The sequence below is a fragment of the Chryseobacterium sp. genome, assembly GCF_029240215.1.
GTDB lineage: Bacteria > Bacteroidota > Bacteroidia > Flavobacteriales > Weeksellaceae > Chryseobacterium.
This window is the reverse complement of sequence record NZ_JARBTK010000001.1, coordinates 796,197-815,243: the sequence shown is the minus strand read 5'-3', so window position 1 is coordinate 815,243 and position 19,047 is coordinate 796,197. Positions and strand designations below refer to the sequence as shown.

The window sequence follows — 19,047 nt, the reverse complement described above, 5'->3', positions numbered from 1 at the left end:
TTATAAATTTTTAGGTTAATTAATAAATTATATCTTCTCATCTAGTTGCGGAGGTATCAACTTATACATGACTGGTGTAACAATTCTTGACAATATCGTAGAGCTTATCAATCCTCCAATTAATACAATTGCCAATGGTGCAATTAAAGGATTAGGGTTCAGTGCGATAGGAAGTAATCCACAAATTGCAGTGATTGAGGTTAATACAACCGGAAGGAAACGTGTTTCACCAGCAATATGGATGGCTTCATCAATACTATGTCCTTCAAGCCTAAGCTGATTCGTAAAGTCAACCAAAAGCAGTGAGTTTTTAACCTGAATTCCTGATAAGCCTATAAATCCGATGATGGATACCAATGACATAGGATTTCCGGTAAGAAGTAACAAAACAACACCCCCTAAAATTCCCAATGGAATAATAGATAATACAATGATGATCCCTTTAAACGTTTTGAACTGTAACAGTAAAACGGCTATGAAAAGAAAAGTACTGAGTATAATGACCGAAAGAAAATTCCCTCCCAATGCATCACCTTCTGATTCTGCTTCGCCTGATAGCTTGTAGGAATATCCTGCCGGAAGTTTTAGCTTGTCGAGTTCAGGAACAATATCTTTAAGGATGTCATTTGCCAATACGCCTTCTTTTGTAAGAGAGGTTACTTTTGCAAAACGGGACTTGTTGAAATGATTGATAGCTGTAGGAGATTTCTCAAAAGTAATCGAAGCAATTTGGTCAATCTGAACCGGGATGCCTTGGATATTGTTGACATATAAATTTTTAAGTGCATTTAAGTTCGAAAACTTTTCTCTTGGAAGCGTTATTACAACATTCCTGGAATCGCCCCGATCGTCAATATAATCTCCCACGTTCAATCCTGCGACCGCCATACGGATCACTTTATCAACGTCGCTTGTCATGACTCCCAATGTTCTTGCTTTTTCTTTATCGATTTTTATCTTTACATCAGATTTATATGCATTCAGTTCATTATTGATATAGAATGTTCCCGGATGCTTTCTTAACAGCTCTTCAACTTTGAATGATAGTGAACGTAGCGTATCCTGATTTTCTCCGAATATTCTTACCACGATATTCGCTTCTATGGGTGTCCCTTGTTCAAAATCTTTTATTTCAATTCTGGCATCAGGAAAATCTGCGAATTTTGTACGCAATTTTCTGATGAGGTCCGTTTTTGAACCCGGACTTGCTTCCTCACCCATCTGTACGAAGATCTGTGCAAAATCAGGTTTGATATCCTGTTGGTGAACATTATAATAGATCTGAGGATTTCCTTTTCCCACATTTGAGGTAAAATTGACAATTTCACTCTCTTTCTTTAATTCTTTTTCTATCAGTTTTGTCACGCGGTCACTTTCAGGAATGTCGGCCTGCAGAGGCATTTTGATATTGACCAAAAACATCGGTTTTTCTGAAGTAGGAAAGAGCTTGAATCCGGCTAGCGGAAATAGCATAAATGCTGCAATACTCAGTACAATAGATATTCCGATGGTCGCTTTTGGCCATTTCAAAGCAACAGGCATAATACGGTTATACGATACGCTTAGAAATTTTTGCAGATGTTTAAGAAAGAAATTCCCTTCTGAATGCGTATGAGTCTTCAATATTTTACTTCCTAAAAAAGGCACTAAGGTCAATGCCACGATCATCGATGCCAAAACACTTGTCATGACGGCCATAGGAAGGCTTCGGATGAACTCTCCTGCAATATCAGGCAGGAATGCCAGTGGAAGAAATGCAATCACCAAGGTAGCTGTACAGCCAACAACTGCGATACCGATCTGTTTGGTTCCTTTCAAGATGGCATCTTTTCTTGAGTGTCCCTCTCTCAGCCACCGCTCTATATTTTCAACCACTACGATACTATCATCAACTAAGAGCCCTAGTGCAACTACCAATCCTACGATACTCAACTGATTGAGGGAATATCCCAAAAGATTCATCGTGATCAGTCCCAAAGCAAGAGAAAGTGGTATGGAAATCATCACAATGATGGATGCTCTGAAACCCAGAGGTAATAATGTGATCACTACTAAAACAATAGCTAACCCGAAATCAAAACCAAGGTGTCCCAGACGTTGCGATACCATGTCTGCCTGATCAAAATTTTTGACCATTTTGATGTTTTCCGGTAGTGTCTTGTTGAATTTTTCTAAAATAGGCTCATATTCTTCTTTCGCATTCGTGATGTTTACATTGTCTTTCATTCCTGCAGTTACCAGAATACAACGATTGCCGTTGAGGCGGGTAATATGATTCACGGTTCCGTCTTTGTAGGTGACATTGGCTACATCTTTAAGATAAATTATTTTACCACCTGCATTATAAATCACCGTGTTGGCAACATCTTCTACATTCTTGAATTTACCGCTGGTCTTGACGTTAAAAACCTTACTGTCAAGATTGATGCTTCCTCCCGGAATATCGGCAGCCTCGCTTTGAATACTTCCCATGACAAGATTCAAAGGGATTTTCAACTGAGCTAATTTATCAAGTTGCAGGTCAATCCTTATTTCCTGCTCCGGGATCCCTGCATACTTTACTTCACGGAGATTGGTGATCTTTTCAAGCTGAGTCTTTAATTGATCTGCCTTATCTCTCAAGGTTTTTCCTGACACCGTGTTTGAAACTAAAGCGACCTGAAGTATTTTAACATCAGAAGAGGATATTTTTTCAGTTTTAATCAGATAAATGTCCTTAGGAAGTTCACTGCTCTTTAGTGCATTGATCTCCGTTGAGATTTCCTGATACTTATTATCGACATCGACACCGTATTTGAATTTAATCTGTATTGCGGCAACACCATCTTCAACTGTGGTCAGGATTTTATCAATATTTTCCAATCCATAGATCTTGTTTTCGATGGGTTTTACCACCTGTTCTTCCATGTCTTTTGGGCTGGTTCCAGGATAAATGACCGTTACAAGATATTGAGGAGGGTGTGTAGTGGGGTCTTCTGATCTCGGCATTGTGAAAAGCGTCAGAATACCTACCACAGCTACCAGAACGAATATGATCAGCGTAAACTGATAATTTTTAACGGAGAAATTGGTAATCTTCATAATTACTGAATGATTTTAATAATAGATTGCTCGTTGAGGTAGGCACTGTTGGAAATGACGATCTGATCAATTCCGAAAGGCTTTTCTTTGAGATAGACCTTATTGTTGTCAAACTTTAAAATATTTACGGCTATTTTCTTCACTCTGTTTTTACCGTTTGGAGCGAAGATGAACCCTTGCTCTCCATCTGCTTCTACCAATGCGTTGTAAGGGATAACCACTGATTTTTCGATCTGGTCTGTTTTGATCTCGGCTTTTCCAAACATACCAACCGCCGGAATTGCGTGGTCAAGTTTTAATTTCAATTCTATCTGAAATGAGCCAATCTCTCTGTCAGCAGCCTGTAATTTTCTAAAAACCGTAGCTTCAAATTTGTGATCAGGATAGCCATCTATCGTAACTTTAGCTGATTGTCCGACTTTAATCGCTGCCCATTCTCTGTCTGTCACACCGACTTTTAATAAATAGCTGTTACTTTTTTGAGTGGAATTGGTTAGAAAGACAGGGATTCCTCCACCTACTATTTCTCCCTCATTCGCTATCTTTTTTGCTACAAATCCATCAGAAACAGCATATATTTTAGCATAGCGCTCGTTAAAGGCGGTAGCTTGCCTTGATTTTTGGGCAACTTCTAATGAAGTTCTCGTGTTCTGTAATTGTTCCAGGGAGAAGACACTATCTTTGTACAGATTATTGGCTCTGTTAAAATCACGCTGCGCTTTAGCAACATTCAGGTCTGCCTGAGCAACTCCAGCAGCAATTTCGGTAGCGTTCAATGTAGCAAGAAGTTGTCCTTTTCTAAAAAACTGTCCTTCATCTACATATATTTTGCTGATCACCCCTCCGATTTTAAACGAATAGTTAGCTTGATCTTCGGTGCTGATTAGTCCTGTTGCTACGATTGAATTGGAAACATCTTCTGATGATAATGATGAAACTTTTACCGAGATGATATCCTGTCCGGACATTGTATTTTTTTCAGGTTTTTTTTCACTGCATGACATGATAAGTAGTATAAGAGCAATGAATGATGATTGAATTTTTTTCATAATAGATTATTGTATATTAAAACTGGCATTTGCTCGTTCAATCGCTGTGTAAGCAATCCAAGTGTCAAATAGGGTAATGTTTGATTTTATTTGTGCGTCGATCCATTGATTTTGTGCATCTAGAAGTTCGATATAGATCGTTATTCCTTCTTTGTATAGTTTAGACATATCGCTGTAGTAGGTCTGACTTGTTTTCAGCTGGGATTGCGCAGCTCGGTGTTGAGCGATCGCACTTTCCATATTGGCCTGTCTAACTTTCAGTTCGGTTAAAAGCTGTTGTTGCACATAATCTGTTTGGGATGTTATGGCTTGTTGTTCAGCTATTGACTGTTTGATGCGGTATGTATTTTTTCCGAAAGCGAAAAGATTCCATTCTAAAGAAATTCCAAATAAGTAGTATCTTGTTTTTTGATTAAATTTCCAGTCAAAAGCTTGGGAACCCAGATCCAGGCTGGCTCCAATCTTCGGAATAAGATAAGACTTGGCAAGTCCTGTCAGATCGTTATTGATGTCCTTGGAAATTTTGAGTTTAGACAATTCCTCACGATTGCTGATATTGTCATTTGGCAGCTGGGCTTCTTCCGGCAAAGTTGTGATGTCATCAATTACAATGCTTTCTGTCAATGGTCGATTTAAAAGAAAATTAAAATAATATTGTGCAGATTCCTCTGTTTTCTGAGATGCGATAATGGAGGCATTGATTTTCGAAACTTCATTTTGACTTCTGATAACTGCTGTTCGATTGATTTTTCCATTTTCAAACAATTTTTTATTTACTCTTTCCCCTTCGGTAACGAGTGTTAGATACGATTGGTAGATCTTGGTCGCATTGGTAGCTTTAAGATAATTGTAATAAGCTGTTTTTATCTCTTTTACAAGCTCTCTTTTGTAAAGGAGAATTTCTGTTTTTTGTAGATCGATCTGTTTTGACTTAATCTTTCTGTTATATCCAAGCTCAGCATTTAAAATAGGCTGGCTAATGCGGAATTTTGCATCATAAAAGTTATCGGGATTCAGTAGAATACTTTGATTCTGAAGTTGAGGGAATGAACTGCTTCCTGTCAACTGGTTCAAAGTAGAGTAGACCCCATTCAGAAGATCGCCTGTCGGGAAATCGATCGTTCTCCCTCCGTCTGCCTTTGTGTAGGTTGTTGAAAAAGCAACGTTGGGTAAGAACATGCTTTTAGCTTCCCCGAGAGCATAGACACTTTTTTCAAGAATAAAAGACTGTTGTTTGATGCTTTGGTTAGATTCAATGCCTTGTTGAATGTAATTGTCAAGTGTACTTTGGGCATGAGTCAATTCTGCTGGAGAAAATAAAAAAATACTCAGGCAACAGAATAATAGTTTTTTTTGATTTTTATTAATCATTGTATTAAATTTAAACAGTGTTCAATTATTGGATAAAAAAAGGATTATCCTTTTTCGAGAAGTGAAACAAAACAATCATAGCCCTTTTGCATTAGTTCCTCATTTGTTTTATTTTCGAAACTAACGGTACGGTCCTTACAGAAAAGAGCACATATACCATGGACAGAGGACAGGATCATAAAGGTCAAATACTCGATATCCATATCTTTAAATCGTCCCTCATTCTGACATTCTTTGATGATCCCGGACAGATGATTGATCGCTTCTTTTGCAATTTGGAAACCTCCTTGTTCAGTCGAATTTGATGTTGATTCCTCAACAAGAAACATCAGGTTGTAATAATCTTTATTATCCTGAGCAAATTTAATAAATACCCTTCCTACAGCTTTCAGTCTTTCAAAGGGTTGTGCCACACTATCTAATATTTTCATCTGAGAAAGCAGCAAACGAAAGCCTTCCTTATGAAGTTCGTGAAAAATCTCACTTTTATCCTTGAAGTGGAAATAGATCGTACCTGCACTATAATCGATTTCACTCGCAATATTTCGCATGCTGGTGCTTTCATATCCCTTTTGAAGAAATATCTTTCTTGCAGCATCTAAAATACGTTTTCGCATTTCAAGTTTTTCTTTATTCTTTCTGTCTGTAATACTCATGGGATTATGAAATTAAATGTATTGAGTTCCTGAAATTAATATTTTATATGATCAATTCCAAAACCGGGAATGATGATTATACCAAATAGTAATTACTTTGCAAATATACTGAACGGTGTTCAATTAAAAAAATGTTTTCTTATTTTTTTTAAAATTATAGAGTAGAATCATAAATGTCCTGATATGACAAGGACATTTATGATTATTCTACCTACTACTATTTCTCAAGGATCATCGTCACGCCCTGACCTCTTGCAGCGCATATGGAAATAAGACCTTTTCCAGCTCCTTTTTCATTTAATAGCTTAGCAAGTGTTGCAATAATTCTACCACCCGTTGCTGCAAATGGATGTGCAGCTGCAAGGCTGCTTCCTTTTACATTAAGTTTATTTCTGTCGATTGTTCCTAAGGCCTGATCTAAGCCAAACTCCTTTGAAAGTTGATCACTTTCCCAGATTTTGAGTGTTGCCAAAACCTGTGCTGCAAAAGCTTCGTGAATTTCATAGTAGTCAAACTCGTCTAATTTAATGTTTGCTCTTTTTAGCATTCGGTCAGCGGCAACTACAGGAGCTAATAATAAATTATGTTGGTTTTTTACATATTCAATTCCTGCAATTTCAGCTTGTGTTATATAGGCGAGGATAGGGAGGTTATTTTTGATAGCCCAATCTTCACTTGCCAGCAATACTGCTGAGGCACCATCAGTGAAAGGAGTAGAATTTCCCGCAGTCAGTGTGCCGTTCTGTTTATCGAATGCAGGTCGTAACTTGGATAACTTTTCAAAAGTAGTGTCCCTTCTCAAATTGTTGTCGACGGATATTCCCAGATAAGGGGTGATCATATCTTTATAAAATCCTTCATCATACGCTTTAGCCATATTCACATGGCTCAGCAATGCAAGATGATCCTGATCTTCTCTTGAGATCCCGTAATATTTTGCAGTGATCTCTGTGTGTTCTCCCATGACCAAGCCCGTTTCAGGCTCTTTTCCTTTATAAGGAATTGGAATGAAATCTTTTATTTTTGCTTTTGATAACTGTTTCAATTTACCAAACGTGGACTTTTCACCATTGGCTTTGAGTAAGATTTTCCTCAATCGTGCATTGGTTTCAAAAGGAATGTTACTCATTGCTTCCACACCACAGGCAATACCACTTTCTATTTGTCCCAGTGCAATTTTATTGGCAATATAGATTGCTGATTCGATTCCTGTATCACAAGCCTGTTGAATATCGCAACCGGGCGTGGCAGGATCAAGTGAGGTTTTCATTACTGATTCCCGAACAAGATTACTTTCCGAGATATGTTTAATAACAGAACCTCCTGCAACTTCACCCAGTCTTTTATGGTGTAGATTGTATTTTTCGATCAGTCCACTTAAAGTGGCAACTAATAGATCCTGATTGGTGGCGTTGGCAAAAACTCCGTTGTGTCTTACGAAAGGTGTTCTGTTATAACCTACAATGGCAACTTTTTTTACTGACATAATACTTAATTTAAATATTGATTGCAGACTGTCCTGAAGCCAACATATAGGCTTCTTTCAAAACTTCCGAATAAGTTGGATGGGCATACGATATCATAAACATATCGCTGTCTGTTACTTCATATTCTAATCCAATCACAGCTTGTGCAATGAGATCTGCAGCTCGTGGACCAATAATGTGCACTCCAAGCACTTCACCATATTTTGGTTCAGACAATACTTTTGCAAAACCATCTTTCTCCATCGCTGCCCTGGCTCTCGCACTTGCTGAAAATGGGAATTTACCTTTTCTGTACTCGATCCCCTTTGCTATTAACTCTTCTTCCGTGTAACCTACAGATGCTACTTCAGGCCATGTATAAACTACGCCAGGAATTCTGTTATAATGAATGTGTGGCTTTTGTCCATCAATAATCTCTGCAACAAAAACACCTTCTTCCTCAGCTTTGTGAGCCAACATTGGTCCTGCAACCACATCTCCTATAGCATAAATTGATGGAACGGTGGTTTGGAGATTTTCATTTGTTTTTATTCTTCCTTTGTCATCAAGCTGTATAGTTGTATTTTCCAATCCCAAACCTTCAGTATAAGGTCTTCGACCTACAGCCATTAAAATATATTCAGCTTCTAAACTAAATTCTTTTTGATTTTCATCTCTATAATAAACAACAGCTTTGTCCCCTAAGTTTTCTACACCATAAACACTTTTGCTAAGTTGAATATCGATTCCCTGTTTCTTTAAAATTTTTCTCAAACTTGCACCCAACTCAAGATCCATTGTAGAGATGAGTTCCTTTGCATATTCTATGATGGTAACCTTCGTACCTATGCGATTATAAATGGAAGCCATTTCTACTCCAATAACTCCGCCTCCGATGATGATCATACTTTTTGGCTTGTCATTTAAAGTTAAAGCTTCTGTTGATGTAATGATTCTTTTCTTATCAATTTTAATATTGGGTAGAGTCGCAGGTTTTGAGCCTGTAGCGATGATAAAGTGTTTAGACTTGATTTCTGTAGATTTGTTATCAGGACTTTTTACGGTGATTTCCGAATTGTTCTTAAATTGTGCAGTCCCCTCAAATACTGTAATTTTATTTTTATCCATTAAAAAGTTCAGTCCTTTGGTGTTTTGAGTAACCACCTCATTTTTTCTTGCAATAAACTGCTGAAAATTTAGCTTTACTTCTTCCAATTCAATACCGTGTTTATCAAAAGTTTCTATTGCCTGATGGTAATGTTCTGAGCTGTCCAGCAAAGCTTTGGTAGGAATGCATCCTACGTTAGTACATGTTCCGCCTAAGGTCGGATATTTTTCTACAATTGCCGTTTTATAACCTAACTGAGCACAACGTATTGCTGCGACGTATCCACCGGGTCCCGATCCAATTACAGTGATATCAAAAGTTTCCATATTGATTTTATTTTTAGTTCATTAAATTTTCAATAACAATGGCAGTTGCGCCTCCACCTCCGTTGCAGATAGCTGCTACGCCATATTTACCTTTTTCCTGCTGAAGTACAGAGACTAAAGTACAAATTATTCTCGCTCCTGAAGCACCCAATGGATGTCCTAACGCCACAGCACCACCATAGACATTGATTTTTTGAGGATCTAATCCTAATTCAATCTGGTTTGCCAGTGCAACAGCTGCATATGCTTCATTAATTTCAAAAAAGTCGATATCCTCCAACTGAAGATTTGCTCTTTTTAAAGCTTTTGGGATGGCAATCGATGGGGCAGCGGTAAACCATTCCGGAGCTTGCGCCGCATCTGCATATCCAACAATTTTTGCCAGGGGTGTAAGATCATATTGATGAACGGCTTCTTTTGATGCCAATAATATAGCTGCTGCACCATCATTCAGATTACTTGCGTTTGCAGCGGTGATTGTGCCGCCTTCAACAAAAGAAGGTTTTAATTTTGAAACTTTTTCGGGAATTATTTTGTAGATATCTTCATCCTCAGTAATAACCGTTTCTCCTTGTTTTTGTTTTAGTGTAAAAGGAATGACTTCATTTTTAAATTTACCTTCTTTTGTAGCTTTTGCAGCTTTTTCATAAGATTTCAAGGCATATTCATCCTGCTGTTCTCGGGTTAACTTATATTTTTCTACGCAGAGTTCAGCAGCATTTCCCATGTGGAAATCATTGTAGACATCCGTTAATCCGTCTTTTAGCAGACCATCAATCAATATTTCATTACCCAGTTTGTTGATCTTTCTTTTATTGGTGTAATGTGGTACGTTGCTCATACTTTCCATTCCTCCGGTGATGACCATGTTTTCCAGTCCCAGCTGAATTTGCTGAGCTCCAAGAATGGTTGCTTTCATACCTGCTGCACAAACCTTATTAACGGTTGTGCAATCTGTCTCGTCAGGAATTCCTGCAAATTTTGATGCTTGTCGTGCAGGGGATTGCCCGAGATTTGCAGACAAGACATTTCCCATATAAACACTATCAATATCTTTAGGATCAATGTTGACGTTTTCAATGGCTCCTTTGATGGCTGCTGCCCCAAGATCTGTTGCTGAAACTTCAGCGAAATTTCCCAAAAATCCGCCAATGGGAGTTCGTTTAGCGGCTATTATAAATACTTCTTTCATTTTATAGAATTAAATTTAAATTTCACGGAAAACAACAGTTGAGTTATGTCCTCCAAAGCCAAAAGCGTTACTCATCGCTGTTTTAATTGTTTTTTGTACCAGCTCATTCATTACGATCTGAATTCCTGCAGGAATGTTTTTATCGAGGTTTTCAATATTGATTGTTGGAGGAATGATATTTTCGTTAATTGATTTGATAGCGAGAATAGCTTCGATTGCTCCAGCGGCTCCCAGTAAATGACCGGTCATTGATTTTGATGAGCTCACCCATAAGTTAGTGGAATCATTGAAAGTTTTCTTAACAGCATTGAGCTCCGCAATATCTCCTATAGGTGTAGAAGTTGCATGGAGGTTTAAATAATCTAAGTCAGAAGGATTAAGTTTTGCCTCTCCTAATGCCAATTGCATTGCTTTGGAAGCACCTATTCCTTCCGGATGTGGTGATGTCATATGGTACGCATCTGCGGTCATGGAAGCACCAACCAGCTCTGCATAAATTTTAGCACCTCTTTTCTTGGCATGTTCATATTCTTCTAAAATAAGTGCACCTGCACCTTCTCCCATTACAAAACCATCACGATCCCTGTCAAAAGGCCGGCTAGCTGTGAGTGGATCCTGATTACGAACTGACATTGCCTTCATTGAAGAAAAGCCTCCAATCGAAGCGGCAGTAATAGGAGCCTCTGAACCACCTGTAACAAATATTTTTGCCTTTCCCAAACGGATATAGTTAAAGGAATCCATAATGGCCGTGTTAGATGTAGCACAAGCTGATACGGTTGTATAATTAATTCCCTGCAAACCAAATTTCATTGAAATCATTCCGGAAGCCATATTAACAATTAGTTTTGGAACAAAAAATGGACTGAACCTGGGAATGTAATCACCCTTTACATAGTTTTCGACTTCGCTTTCAAACGTTTCCATACCCCCTTGTCCAACTCCCCAGATGACACCAATATCAAAAGGATCAAGTTTTGATATTTCTAAACCGGAATCTTGCAATGCTTGTGAAGCACTGTACAAAGCATATTGCGTAAACAAATCACTTCTCTTAATTTCGTTACGGTCAAGATATTTTTGAGGGTCAAAATCTTTAATTTCACATGCAATCTGTGTTCGAAATTTCGAGGCGTCAAATCGTGTTATTTTATTTGCGCTGCTAAACCCATTAATAGAATTTTGCCAAAAAGCATTGATGTCATTTCCCAAAGGATTGACTGTACCTAAACCGGTTACTACAACTCTTTTCATTAGTATTTTATTATTTCTGTTTTAAATAGATTAGAACTGCCTTTAGCGATCAATCTGCTTTTGTCGCTGTTCCAGGTTTCGCATTCGGCATTGATGAATTGTTTTCCTTTTTTAATAATCGTTGTTTTTGCAACGATACTTTCGTCTCCGATTACTGAAGAAAAATAATCGATGACATTATTTATGGTGATATAAAAATGTGCTTCATTCAGTGAAAACATTGTTGCACCGATGATATCGTCAATAATTGCAGCTGTTACTCCTCCATGTAAATTGCCTACAGGATTCAGCCATTCAGGCCGAATCGCATATTGGAATTCCAGCTTTCCTTGCTCAGCAGCAACGATAATTGGATTCAGCCAACGCATAAAAGGCGAAGGTGATTCTGTGAATTCTTCTCCTATAAAGGATTGGATTTTTTCTAGCGGTGTCATATATTTTTATTTACTGATTACTTAAATATACCGATCGGTATTTGTGTGGTTAAAAAATTTTATTTTACGATTTCCTCATCAATGATTTTCTTAATTCTATCCAGCATTAAATGAAGATCTGCGGGATCATCTGAAATTTTTGCGAGCAGAATCCCCCCTTCAATCATCATAATGAATGACTTGGAGTATTCAACAACACTGATGTCATTTTTAAAAAATCCTTTAGTTCTGCCTTCATCTATTATCGCAGAAATATTGTCTTCCCAATTTTCAAAAGTTGACCTTACTAATACTTTCATTGCCGGCATGACATCGTCTGATTCTGCTGCTGAGTTAAGATATGGGCATCCACCATTATCAGAAACATATTTCCAGTTATTTCGATAAAAATCAAGGAATGCTATTAGCTTTTCATATGCATTGTATTTTTTGGAGATCCATGCTTCGGTTTTTTTTGAAAGTTCCTTGGTATTATACTTAAAGACGGCAAGTCCGACCTCTTCTTTATTTAAAAAATTCCCATAGATACTGCCTTTAGTTAAGCCTGTAGCATTTGTAATATCTGACAAAGAGGTACCTGCATAACCTTTTTTATTAAAGATAGAAGCTGTTTTTTCAATAATGAATTGTCGCGTTTGTTCTGCCTTGGTCATTTTTCTAATAATTGTATAACAAAGATATGAAATAATACCGAAGGGTATATTTTTATTTTCGAGAATGCCAAAGTTCTACATAGTAAGTCCTTATGAAACAATAAAACTAAAAAGTGGGAAATGATTATAAAATCAACAATATTTATAGATAAATGGCACCAACTGTCTTTAGTTGGTGCCATCTTTCGTTTGTACCCAGGACCGGGATCGAACCGGTACTCCTAAGAACTGGTGTTTGAGACCAGCGCGTCTACCAATTCCGCCACCTGGGCTGGTGTTACAGTATGCTGTAAATCGGTGTGCAAATATAGAAACTTTTTTTTATGTTCAAAAACTTTTTGCAAAATTTTCTTTAAAAATTGATCTCCAAACCATCGTAGGCAAGGTGCATTCCGTCGGGAAGTAACTTATCTTCAATATCATGCAGACCAAAATGATGACTGATATGCGTTAAAAATAATTTTTTAGGTTTTAACTCTTCGTGAAGTTTTATAACATCTGCCAATACAAAATGGGCAGGATGCGGATCAAATTTACGGATGCAGTTCAAAATAAGAACATCCAGATTGTGCAATTTCTCCTTTTCCGTCTCAGAAATAAAACCGGCATCTGTGATGTAGGCTAAGTTTTTAAATTTATATCCAAATACCATTATTTTGTAATGAATAACCTCAATTGGAGTAATTTCAAGATCTAAAACTTCAAAAGATTTATTTTCAATCGTATGCAGATCAAATGCAGGAGCTCCGGGATATCTTTCATCCACAAAAGCATACGGAAAACGGTTTTTAACTTCATTTCCCACTCTTTCACTGCTGTAAAGAGGCATATTTTTTCCGCTTTTAAAAATTAAAGGACGCATATCATCAAGACCAATTACGTGGTCGTTGTGCTCGTGGGTAAGTAGCGCAATATCTATATGATTTTCCTGATTGATCAGCATTTGTTGTCTGAAATCGGGGCCACAATCGATGAGGATTTTTTTGTTTTCATCGGTTGTTACCATTGCAGAAGCCCTGAAACGCTTATCTTTCGAATTTTTCGAGGTGCATACCTCGCAAGTGCAGCCAATAACGGGAACGCCCTGAGAAGTTCCTGTTCCTAAAAATTTCAACTTCATTTGTTTTGAGGTTGGTTTAATTTTGGTAAATTTACGAAAAATTTAATGTCCTAATGTATCAGAAACTAACTCCTAAACAAAAAGCATTAACAATTAATCTAGATCCTACTATTTATGGTACTTTCGCAGAAATTGGAGCAGGACAGGAAACTGTACGACACTTTTTTAGAGCAGGAGGAGCTTCCGGTACAATTGCTAAAGCGATGTCAGCTTATGACAAAGATTTTAGTGATGCAATCTACGGAAAAGAGGTTAAAAACAGATATGTAACCCAAAACAGACTTCGAAAAATGCTTCGCTATGAAGTTGCTTTGATCGAAGAAAGAATTTCCAGAGAGAACAGCCCAAACAGAAAGTTTTTTTCTTACGCAAATACGGTAACTACCATCAATTTTGACAAAACGGTAAAAGGTCACGGTTGGGTAGGAATCCGTTTTCAGGTGAAAGAAAATGAGGATTATAATGAAGTTGTCATTCACGTAAAATTCAAAGAAAATGACGCTACTTTGCAGCAGGAAACTCTTGGGAATTTGGGAGTGAATCTTATTTTCGGAGCATTTACTTACTTCGATAATCCTAGAAGATTGATTGAATCTCTGTACGACGATGTTGCTACAGATAATCTTGAGATTGATATGATCGATTTCAGCGGTCCCGCTTTCGCTTATGTTGACAACAGACTGATGTCTCTGCAATTGGTGAAGAATAATATGACCGATGCTGTAATCTTCAATTCTCAGGGAAATAATATGCTTCCTGCGGATGTTTTGTATAAAAAGAATATTTTCGCTGTCAGAGGAAGTTTCAGACCTGTAACAAGAGTAAATATTGATATGCTCCGAAACGGAATGGAAATGTTCCTAAAAGACGCAATCTGTACTCAGGAAGAAACTGAAGTTTTATTCGAAATTACCATCTCAAACCTCCGTGCAGACGGAGACATTGATGAGCGTGATTTCTTGGATAGAGTAGACGTTCTTGGTAAATTAGGATATACGGTAATCATTTCAAACTTCTCAGAATACTATAGATTGATCGACTATTTCTCTCATTACACGAATGGTGACATTGGTGTTGCGATGGGTGTAAATAATATGTTGATGGTATTTGACGAGAAGTATTATAAAGATTTATCAGGTGGAATTCTTGAAGCATTCGGTAAATTTTTCCGAAACGGAATGAGAGTGTATCTGTATCCTTACAAAGATCCTGAAACTCACGAATTGTTAAATTCAGATAACCTTAAAGTAGAAGAAAGTCTGAAAGAATTATATAAATATTTCAAACTCAACAACCGTATTGTAGATATTAAAAACTACGATCCTGAGTTTTTGGAAATTTATTCAAGAGAAATACTGAGAAAAATAGCCTGCAACGTAAGCGGTTGGGAAAACCAGGTGCCGGAAGGTGTTGCTGAAATGATAAAAGAAAGAGGAATGTTCGGTTACAAACAGGAACTTTCTCTAAAACAATTTTCTTAAAACAAATTTAAAATGTCTGAATTAAAAAAAAGACTTTCGTCTATTCTTGAAAGTCCAAAACATAATACTGAGGAGAAACTTGAAAAAGTATGCCATTTATTGGATCAGGAAATTTCGTATTTCAACTGGACGGGCTTTTATTTCAAAAACGGAGATAAAGATGAGTTGAAATTAGGTCCTTACGTTGGTGCAGAAACTGATCACATCATTATTCCTTACGGGAAAGGAATTTGCGGACAGGTTGCAGTTTCAAACGAAACGTTCATCGTTCCTGATGTTCATTTGCAGGATAATTATTTGAGCTGTTCAATTGATACAAAGGCTGAAATTGTAGTTCCGATTTTCAAAAACGGTGAAAATATTGGTCAGATCGATATTGATTCTCATACCATTGATCCCTTCACAAAAGAAGATTTAGAATTACTGGAATGGCTTTGTAATGAAGTTTCAAAGATTTTGTAATTCTTAAAATACATAAAATTATAAACTCCGATTTTTTGTCGGAGTTTTTTGTTTGAAATTTTAGCAAATATAATTAACCGCAAAGTTTGTCATTCCGTAGGGATCTCAACAGCGTAGAAAAAGTTCAAACATTTAGATTCCTACGGAATGACAAAGTGTATGTTTAATTAAGTATTAAAATCAGCAATCAATTCTTTAAAATAATTCTCACACTTCGCAATATGCGTTCCGTACCAGGAAAAAGCTTCACCATCAACAATCATTATTTTTTTATCAGGATAAAATTCTTTCAATTCGGAAATGTGTTTTTCTTTAAAAGGAAATGGCTCCGAAGAAAGCATAATCACATCTGCTTCACCCAAATCTTCAACCTGAATTTCAGGATAACGGGTTTGGTTTTTAAATATATTTTCAAAACCGATTTCCGATAAAATATTGTGAATAAAAGTATCTGAACCTATTGTCATATAAGGATTCTTCCAAATCAGATAGGCAGCTTTTATTTTTCTGTCAATTTTTGCCCTGTTAAGAACTTCGTAAATTTTAAGATTAAAAATCTGTGCTTTTTCTTCTTTATTAAACAGTAAGCCTAAGTTTTTAACTAAATAATAATTGTCTTCAATCGTTTCCGTATTATAAACAATTACTTTGAAATCTTTCATTAAAGTTTCTACCTGATCTTTTACGTTTTCCTCTTTGTTTGCTAAAATCAAGTCGGGTTCTAAAGCCTTTATTTTTTCAATATTAAGGTTTTTTGTACCACCAATAATTTCTACATTTTTTATCTTTTCAGCGGGATGAATACAGAATTTTGTTCTTCCAATGATCTCATTATCAGTTAATCCAAGATCAAATAAAGCTTCAGTAATTGAAGGTACCAAAGAAATGACTCTCATAAAATTTTAGACTTTGTCTAAAATTACAAAAGTTTTCCGGTTAAGAAAAGTCCGGCAATCGTAAAGTAAATAATTAAACCGGTAACATCCACCAATGTCGCCACAAATGGGGCAGAAGAAGTAGCCGGATCGAGGTTGAATTTTTTTAAGATAAACGGTACCATAGAACCGGATAAAGTTCCCCAAAGTACAATCATAGAAAGTGACATTCCTGCGCTGAGAGCAATGAAAAACCAATAGTCACCGTAATTAAACCAACCCATTTTGTGCCAGATCATGATTCTGAAAAAACCAATTACCCCTAAAAATGTTCCTAAAATCAGACCTGTCACCAATTCTTTTTTCATGACGATCCACCAGTCTTTGATGGTGATTTCCTGAAGGGCCATTGCACGAATAATCAAAGTTGCTGCCTGCGAACCGGAATTTCCGCCACTTGATATAATTAAAGGAATGAAAAGTGCTAAAACAACGGCTTTTTCAATTTCGTTTTCATAATATCCCATCACAGAAGCAGTGATCAACTGTAAGAAAAATAAAACAATCAGCCAAAGCCCCCTTTTTTTAATCATTTCAAACCAATGCGTCTGAATATAAGGATCATCCAAAGCTTCAACACCCCCGAATTTCTGAATATCTTCTGTGTTTTGAGATTCAATCTGATCTAAAATATCATCAATTGTCACAATTCCCACCAAAACTCCTGCATCTGTTATGATCGGAAGTGCTGTACGGTCATATTTTTCAAAATAGGTTACTGCATCTTCTTTTGACGTTGTGGTTTTAATAGCAACAAACTGATTGTCGGTAAGATCGGAAACTAAAGTATCTTCTTCAACCAATAGTAAACTTCCAAGTGCCAAATCATCAATCAGGCGGTTTCTCTCATCAACTACATACAGATGATTGATGGTTTCCACCCTTTTTCCGACTTTTTTGATCTGCTGAAGACATCTTTTTACCGTCCATTCTTTTCTGATCTGGATGTAATAAGGTGTCATCAGACGGGCAATAGAATCAGAATCGTAACCCAAAAGTTTTAAAGCAATTCTTCTTTCCTGCGGATTAAGGTGATTGATAGAATATTTAATCAACTCATCCGGAAAATCTTCAAAAAGTGCAGTTCTGTCATCCGGAGTCATGGCATTCAGAATCTCTGAAACTTCGTCACTACCGATACTTCTGATGGTTTCTTCCTGAAAATCCGGGTCTAAATGGGAGAAAACATCGGCTTTGTATTCTTTCGGAACTTTCAGAAAAGCCAACAATCGTTCATCAGCGGGAAGTTCGCTAAGTCGTTCGGCAATATCGGCTGGGTTGAAGATGAGTTCGTCTGTATAATTCAAAACCTGAATTTTTTTGGATATGCAAAAATAATTCAAATTTTCAACAAAAGAGAACGATAACGTAAATTTAAGGATTTATTAAAGGTTAAAAACCGGCTTCAGAAGAGGGTTTTTGTTTTCTCAATTCTTTAAGGATACTTTTCATCGCACCATTGGTTCCTATTTTAATTGAGTTTTCTGCAGATCCCAAAAGGCGCATATTTTTACGATATGTGTCATAATCTGATGATGCAATGAGATTTCCTTCAGCATCAAAAAGTTTTAAACTTACAACCACCTGATTTGAGAACACATATTTTCCCAAGCCTACTTTGAAATACTTTACTTTAGGAACGATCACGAAGTCTGCATCGTTGTTTTTGCTGTATTCATGAATGGTTTTAGAATCAATGCTGTCGTAGGAAACCTGAACTTCTGATCTCAGCATTTTATTTTTTCTGAACGCGCTTACATTATCTGAAACTGCACTGAAAAATGCATAATTTGTAGGTTCTTTTATTTCATCCAAATCAGGTTGTACCTCGGGATTAAAGTATAAGATCTTCTTGATTTTGTCATGAGTATTTACTTTCTGTGCTTTTACAGAAGAAATGCTGGCAATAAAGACAGTGGGAATCAGTATGTAGAGTAAAAAATTTTTCATCTTCTTGTCAATGCAAAATTACTGCCTTTTAATGGGATGGCATAATTTTATTAAGAAATTTTTAACATATTTTTCTATCAAATTTAATATACAGCATCAATAATGTTTTGTAGTATTAGAAAATAGTCGTACTTTTGCAGCCGTTACATAATAATCATTAAACAATATTGGAATGTACTTAACAACAGAAAAAAAAGCAGAAATTTTCGCAAAACATGGAAAATCTGCACAAGACACGGGGAGCGCTGAAGGACAGGTAGCTCTTTTCACTTACAGAATCAACCACTTATCTCAGCATTTGAAGGCTAATCGTCATGATTTCAACACTGAGAGATCTTTGGTTAAATTAGTAGGTAAAAGAAAAAGCTTATTAGACTATCTTAAGAAAAAAGATATTACAAGATACAGAGCAATTATTGCTGAACTTGGTTTAAGAAAATAATCTATCCGATTTCCAAAAATAAAAGCAACTTCGAAAGAGGTTGCTTTTTTTGTGAGGCGAAAATGAA

At 36.7% G+C, this 19,047-nt stretch carries 17 protein-coding genes and 1 tRNA gene; 3 read left to right on the top strand and 15 right to left on the bottom strand.

Going from position 1 to position 19,047, the window contains the following annotated elements:
* Positions 1-27 precede the first annotated feature (27 nt).
* The 12 genes from K0R77_RS03560 to K0R77_RS03505 all read right to left on the bottom strand — a co-directional run bounded on the left by K0R77_RS03560 (position 28) and on the right by K0R77_RS03505 (position 13,710).
* Positions 28-3,081 carry an efflux RND transporter permease subunit gene (locus K0R77_RS03560; RefSeq protein WP_300347941.1) on the bottom strand — a complete coding sequence of 1,018 codons (3,054 nt, stop codon included), beginning with the start codon at positions 3,079-3,081 and terminating at the stop codon, positions 28-30.
* Between the two features lie 2 nt (positions 3,082-3,083).
* Positions 3,084-4,130 carry an efflux RND transporter periplasmic adaptor subunit gene (locus K0R77_RS03555; RefSeq protein ID WP_300347939.1) on the bottom strand — a complete coding sequence of 349 codons (1,047 nt, stop codon included), beginning with the start codon at positions 4,128-4,130 and terminating at the stop codon, positions 3,084-3,086.
* A 6-nt stretch (positions 4,131-4,136) separates the two neighbouring features.
* Positions 4,137-5,501, bottom strand: a complete 1,365-nt coding sequence (locus tag K0R77_RS03550; protein WP_300347937.1) for a TolC family protein — start codon at positions 5,499-5,501, stop codon at positions 4,137-4,139.
* A 44-nt stretch (positions 5,502-5,545) separates the two neighbouring features.
* Positions 5,546-6,157, bottom strand: a complete 612-nt coding sequence (locus K0R77_RS03545; RefSeq protein WP_300347934.1) for a TetR/AcrR family transcriptional regulator — start codon at positions 6,155-6,157, stop codon at positions 5,546-5,548.
* A gap of 217 nt (positions 6,158-6,374) precedes the next feature.
* Positions 6,375-7,643 (bottom strand): acetyl-CoA C-acetyltransferase, encoded by a 1,269-nt coding sequence (locus K0R77_RS03540; protein ID WP_300347931.1) that lies wholly within the window; start codon positions 7,641-7,643, stop codon positions 6,375-6,377.
* Between the two features lie 10 nt (positions 7,644-7,653).
* On the bottom strand, positions 7,654-9,057 hold the full coding sequence (gene lpdA / locus K0R77_RS03535) for a dihydrolipoyl dehydrogenase (RefSeq protein WP_300347928.1): 1,404 nt from the start codon (positions 9,055-9,057) through the stop codon (positions 7,654-7,656).
* A gap of 13 nt (positions 9,058-9,070) precedes the next feature.
* Positions 9,071-10,249, bottom strand: coding sequence for an acetyl-CoA C-acyltransferase (locus K0R77_RS03530; protein WP_300347926.1), 1,179 nt, complete (start codon positions 10,247-10,249; stop codon positions 9,071-9,073).
* A 15-nt stretch (positions 10,250-10,264) separates the two neighbouring features.
* Positions 10,265-11,503, bottom strand: coding sequence for a beta-ketoacyl-ACP synthase II (fabF, locus tag K0R77_RS03525; RefSeq protein ID WP_300347924.1), 1,239 nt, complete (start codon positions 11,501-11,503; stop codon positions 10,265-10,267).
* On the bottom strand, positions 11,503-11,937 hold the full coding sequence (locus tag K0R77_RS03520; RefSeq protein ID WP_300347921.1) for a PaaI family thioesterase: 435 nt from the start codon (positions 11,935-11,937) through the stop codon (positions 11,503-11,505). Before K0R77_RS03520 ends, fabF begins: the two co-directional genes overlap by 1 nt.
* A 59-nt stretch (positions 11,938-11,996) precedes the next feature.
* Positions 11,997-12,590 carry a TetR/AcrR family transcriptional regulator gene (locus K0R77_RS03515; RefSeq protein ID WP_300347918.1) on the bottom strand — a complete coding sequence of 198 codons (594 nt, stop codon included), beginning with the start codon at positions 12,588-12,590 and terminating at the stop codon, positions 11,997-11,999.
* 192 nt (positions 12,591-12,782) lie between these two features.
* Positions 12,783-12,862: transfer RNA gene (locus tag K0R77_RS03510), tRNA-Leu, on the bottom strand.
* Between the two features lie 80 nt (positions 12,863-12,942).
* Entirely contained in the window at positions 12,943-13,710 is a 768-nt protein-coding gene (locus K0R77_RS03505) for an MBL fold metallo-hydrolase (RefSeq protein ID WP_300347916.1), read from the bottom strand.
* A gap of 53 nt (positions 13,711-13,763) precedes the next feature.
* Between K0R77_RS03505 and K0R77_RS03500 the strand changes: the two genes are divergently transcribed.
* Positions 13,764-15,191 (top strand): TonB-dependent receptor, encoded by a 1,428-nt coding sequence (locus tag K0R77_RS03500; protein WP_300347912.1) that lies wholly within the window; start codon positions 13,764-13,766, stop codon positions 15,189-15,191.
* 12 nt (positions 15,192-15,203) lie between these two features.
* Positions 15,204-15,653: a GAF domain-containing protein gene (locus tag K0R77_RS03495; protein ID WP_115950968.1), complete on the top strand. Its 450-nt coding sequence runs from the start codon at positions 15,204-15,206 to the stop codon at positions 15,651-15,653.
* A 167-nt stretch (positions 15,654-15,820) separates the two neighbouring features.
* Here K0R77_RS03495 and K0R77_RS03490 read toward each other — a convergent pair whose 3' ends face one another.
* From K0R77_RS03490 to K0R77_RS03480, 3 genes are all read right to left on the bottom strand, one after another.
* Positions 15,821-16,549 (bottom strand): ABC transporter substrate-binding protein, encoded by a 729-nt coding sequence (locus K0R77_RS03490; protein ID WP_300347907.1) that lies wholly within the window; start codon positions 16,547-16,549, stop codon positions 15,821-15,823.
* A gap of 23 nt (positions 16,550-16,572) precedes the next feature.
* Entirely contained in the window at positions 16,573-17,895 is a 1,323-nt protein-coding gene (mgtE, locus tag K0R77_RS03485) for a magnesium transporter (RefSeq protein ID WP_300347903.1), read from the bottom strand.
* A gap of 85 nt (positions 17,896-17,980) precedes the next feature.
* Positions 17,981-18,538 carry a pyruvate decarboxylase gene (locus K0R77_RS03480; RefSeq protein ID WP_300347888.1) on the bottom strand — a complete coding sequence of 186 codons (558 nt, stop codon included), beginning with the start codon at positions 18,536-18,538 and terminating at the stop codon, positions 17,981-17,983.
* A gap of 172 nt (positions 18,539-18,710) precedes the next feature.
* Between K0R77_RS03480 and rpsO the strand changes: the two genes are divergently transcribed.
* Complete coding sequence (gene rpsO / locus K0R77_RS03475) at positions 18,711-18,980, top strand: 30S ribosomal protein S15 (protein ID WP_034679332.1); 270 nt, start codon at positions 18,711-18,713, stop codon at positions 18,978-18,980.
* Positions 18,981-19,047 lie beyond the last annotated feature (67 nt).

Excerpts from the sequence above, each read along its gene's own strand:
- K0R77_RS03560 (WP_300347941.1), bottom strand. The coding sequence starts at position 3,081 with ATGAAGATTACCAATTTCTCCGTTAAAAATTATCAGTTTACGCTGATC.
- K0R77_RS03555 (WP_300347939.1), bottom strand. The coding sequence starts at position 4,130 with ATGAAAAAAATTCAATCATCATTCATTGCTCTTATACTACTTATCATG.
- K0R77_RS03550 (WP_300347937.1), bottom strand. The coding sequence starts at position 5,501 with ATGATTAATAAAAATCAAAAAAAACTATTATTCTGTTGCCTGAGTATT.
- K0R77_RS03545 (WP_300347934.1), bottom strand. The coding sequence starts at position 6,157 with ATGAGTATTACAGACAGAAAGAATAAAGAAAAACTTGAAATGCGAAAA.
- K0R77_RS03540 (WP_300347931.1), bottom strand. The coding sequence starts at position 7,643 with ATGTCAGTAAAAAAAGTTGCCATTGTAGGTTATAACAGAACACCTTTC.
- lpdA (WP_300347928.1), bottom strand. The coding sequence starts at position 9,057 with ATGGAAACTTTTGATATCACTGTAATTGGATCGGGACCCGGTGGATAC.
- K0R77_RS03530 (WP_300347926.1), bottom strand. The coding sequence starts at position 10,249 with ATGAAAGAAGTATTTATAATAGCCGCTAAACGAACTCCCATTGGCGGA.
- fabF (WP_300347924.1), bottom strand. The coding sequence starts at position 11,503 with ATGAAAAGAGTTGTAGTAACCGGTTTAGGTACAGTCAATCCTTTGGGA.
- K0R77_RS03520 (WP_300347921.1), bottom strand. The coding sequence starts at position 11,937 with ATGACACCGCTAGAAAAAATCCAATCCTTTATAGGAGAAGAATTCACA.
- K0R77_RS03515 (WP_300347918.1), bottom strand. The coding sequence starts at position 12,590 with ATGACCAAGGCAGAACAAACGCGACAATTCATTATTGAAAAAACAGCT.
- K0R77_RS03505 (WP_300347916.1), bottom strand. The coding sequence starts at position 13,710 with ATGAAGTTGAAATTTTTAGGAACAGGAACTTCTCAGGGCGTTCCCGTT.
- K0R77_RS03500 (WP_300347912.1), top strand. The coding sequence starts at position 13,764 with ATGTATCAGAAACTAACTCCTAAACAAAAAGCATTAACAATTAATCTA.
- K0R77_RS03495 (WP_115950968.1), top strand. The coding sequence starts at position 15,204 with ATGTCTGAATTAAAAAAAAGACTTTCGTCTATTCTTGAAAGTCCAAAA.
- K0R77_RS03490 (WP_300347907.1), bottom strand. The coding sequence starts at position 16,549 with ATGAGAGTCATTTCTTTGGTACCTTCAATTACTGAAGCTTTATTTGAT.
- K0R77_RS03480 (WP_300347888.1), bottom strand. The coding sequence starts at position 18,538 with ATGAAAAATTTTTTACTCTACATACTGATTCCCACTGTCTTTATTGCC.
- rpsO (WP_034679332.1), top strand. The coding sequence starts at position 18,711 with ATGTACTTAACAACAGAAAAAAAAGCAGAAATTTTCGCAAAACATGGA.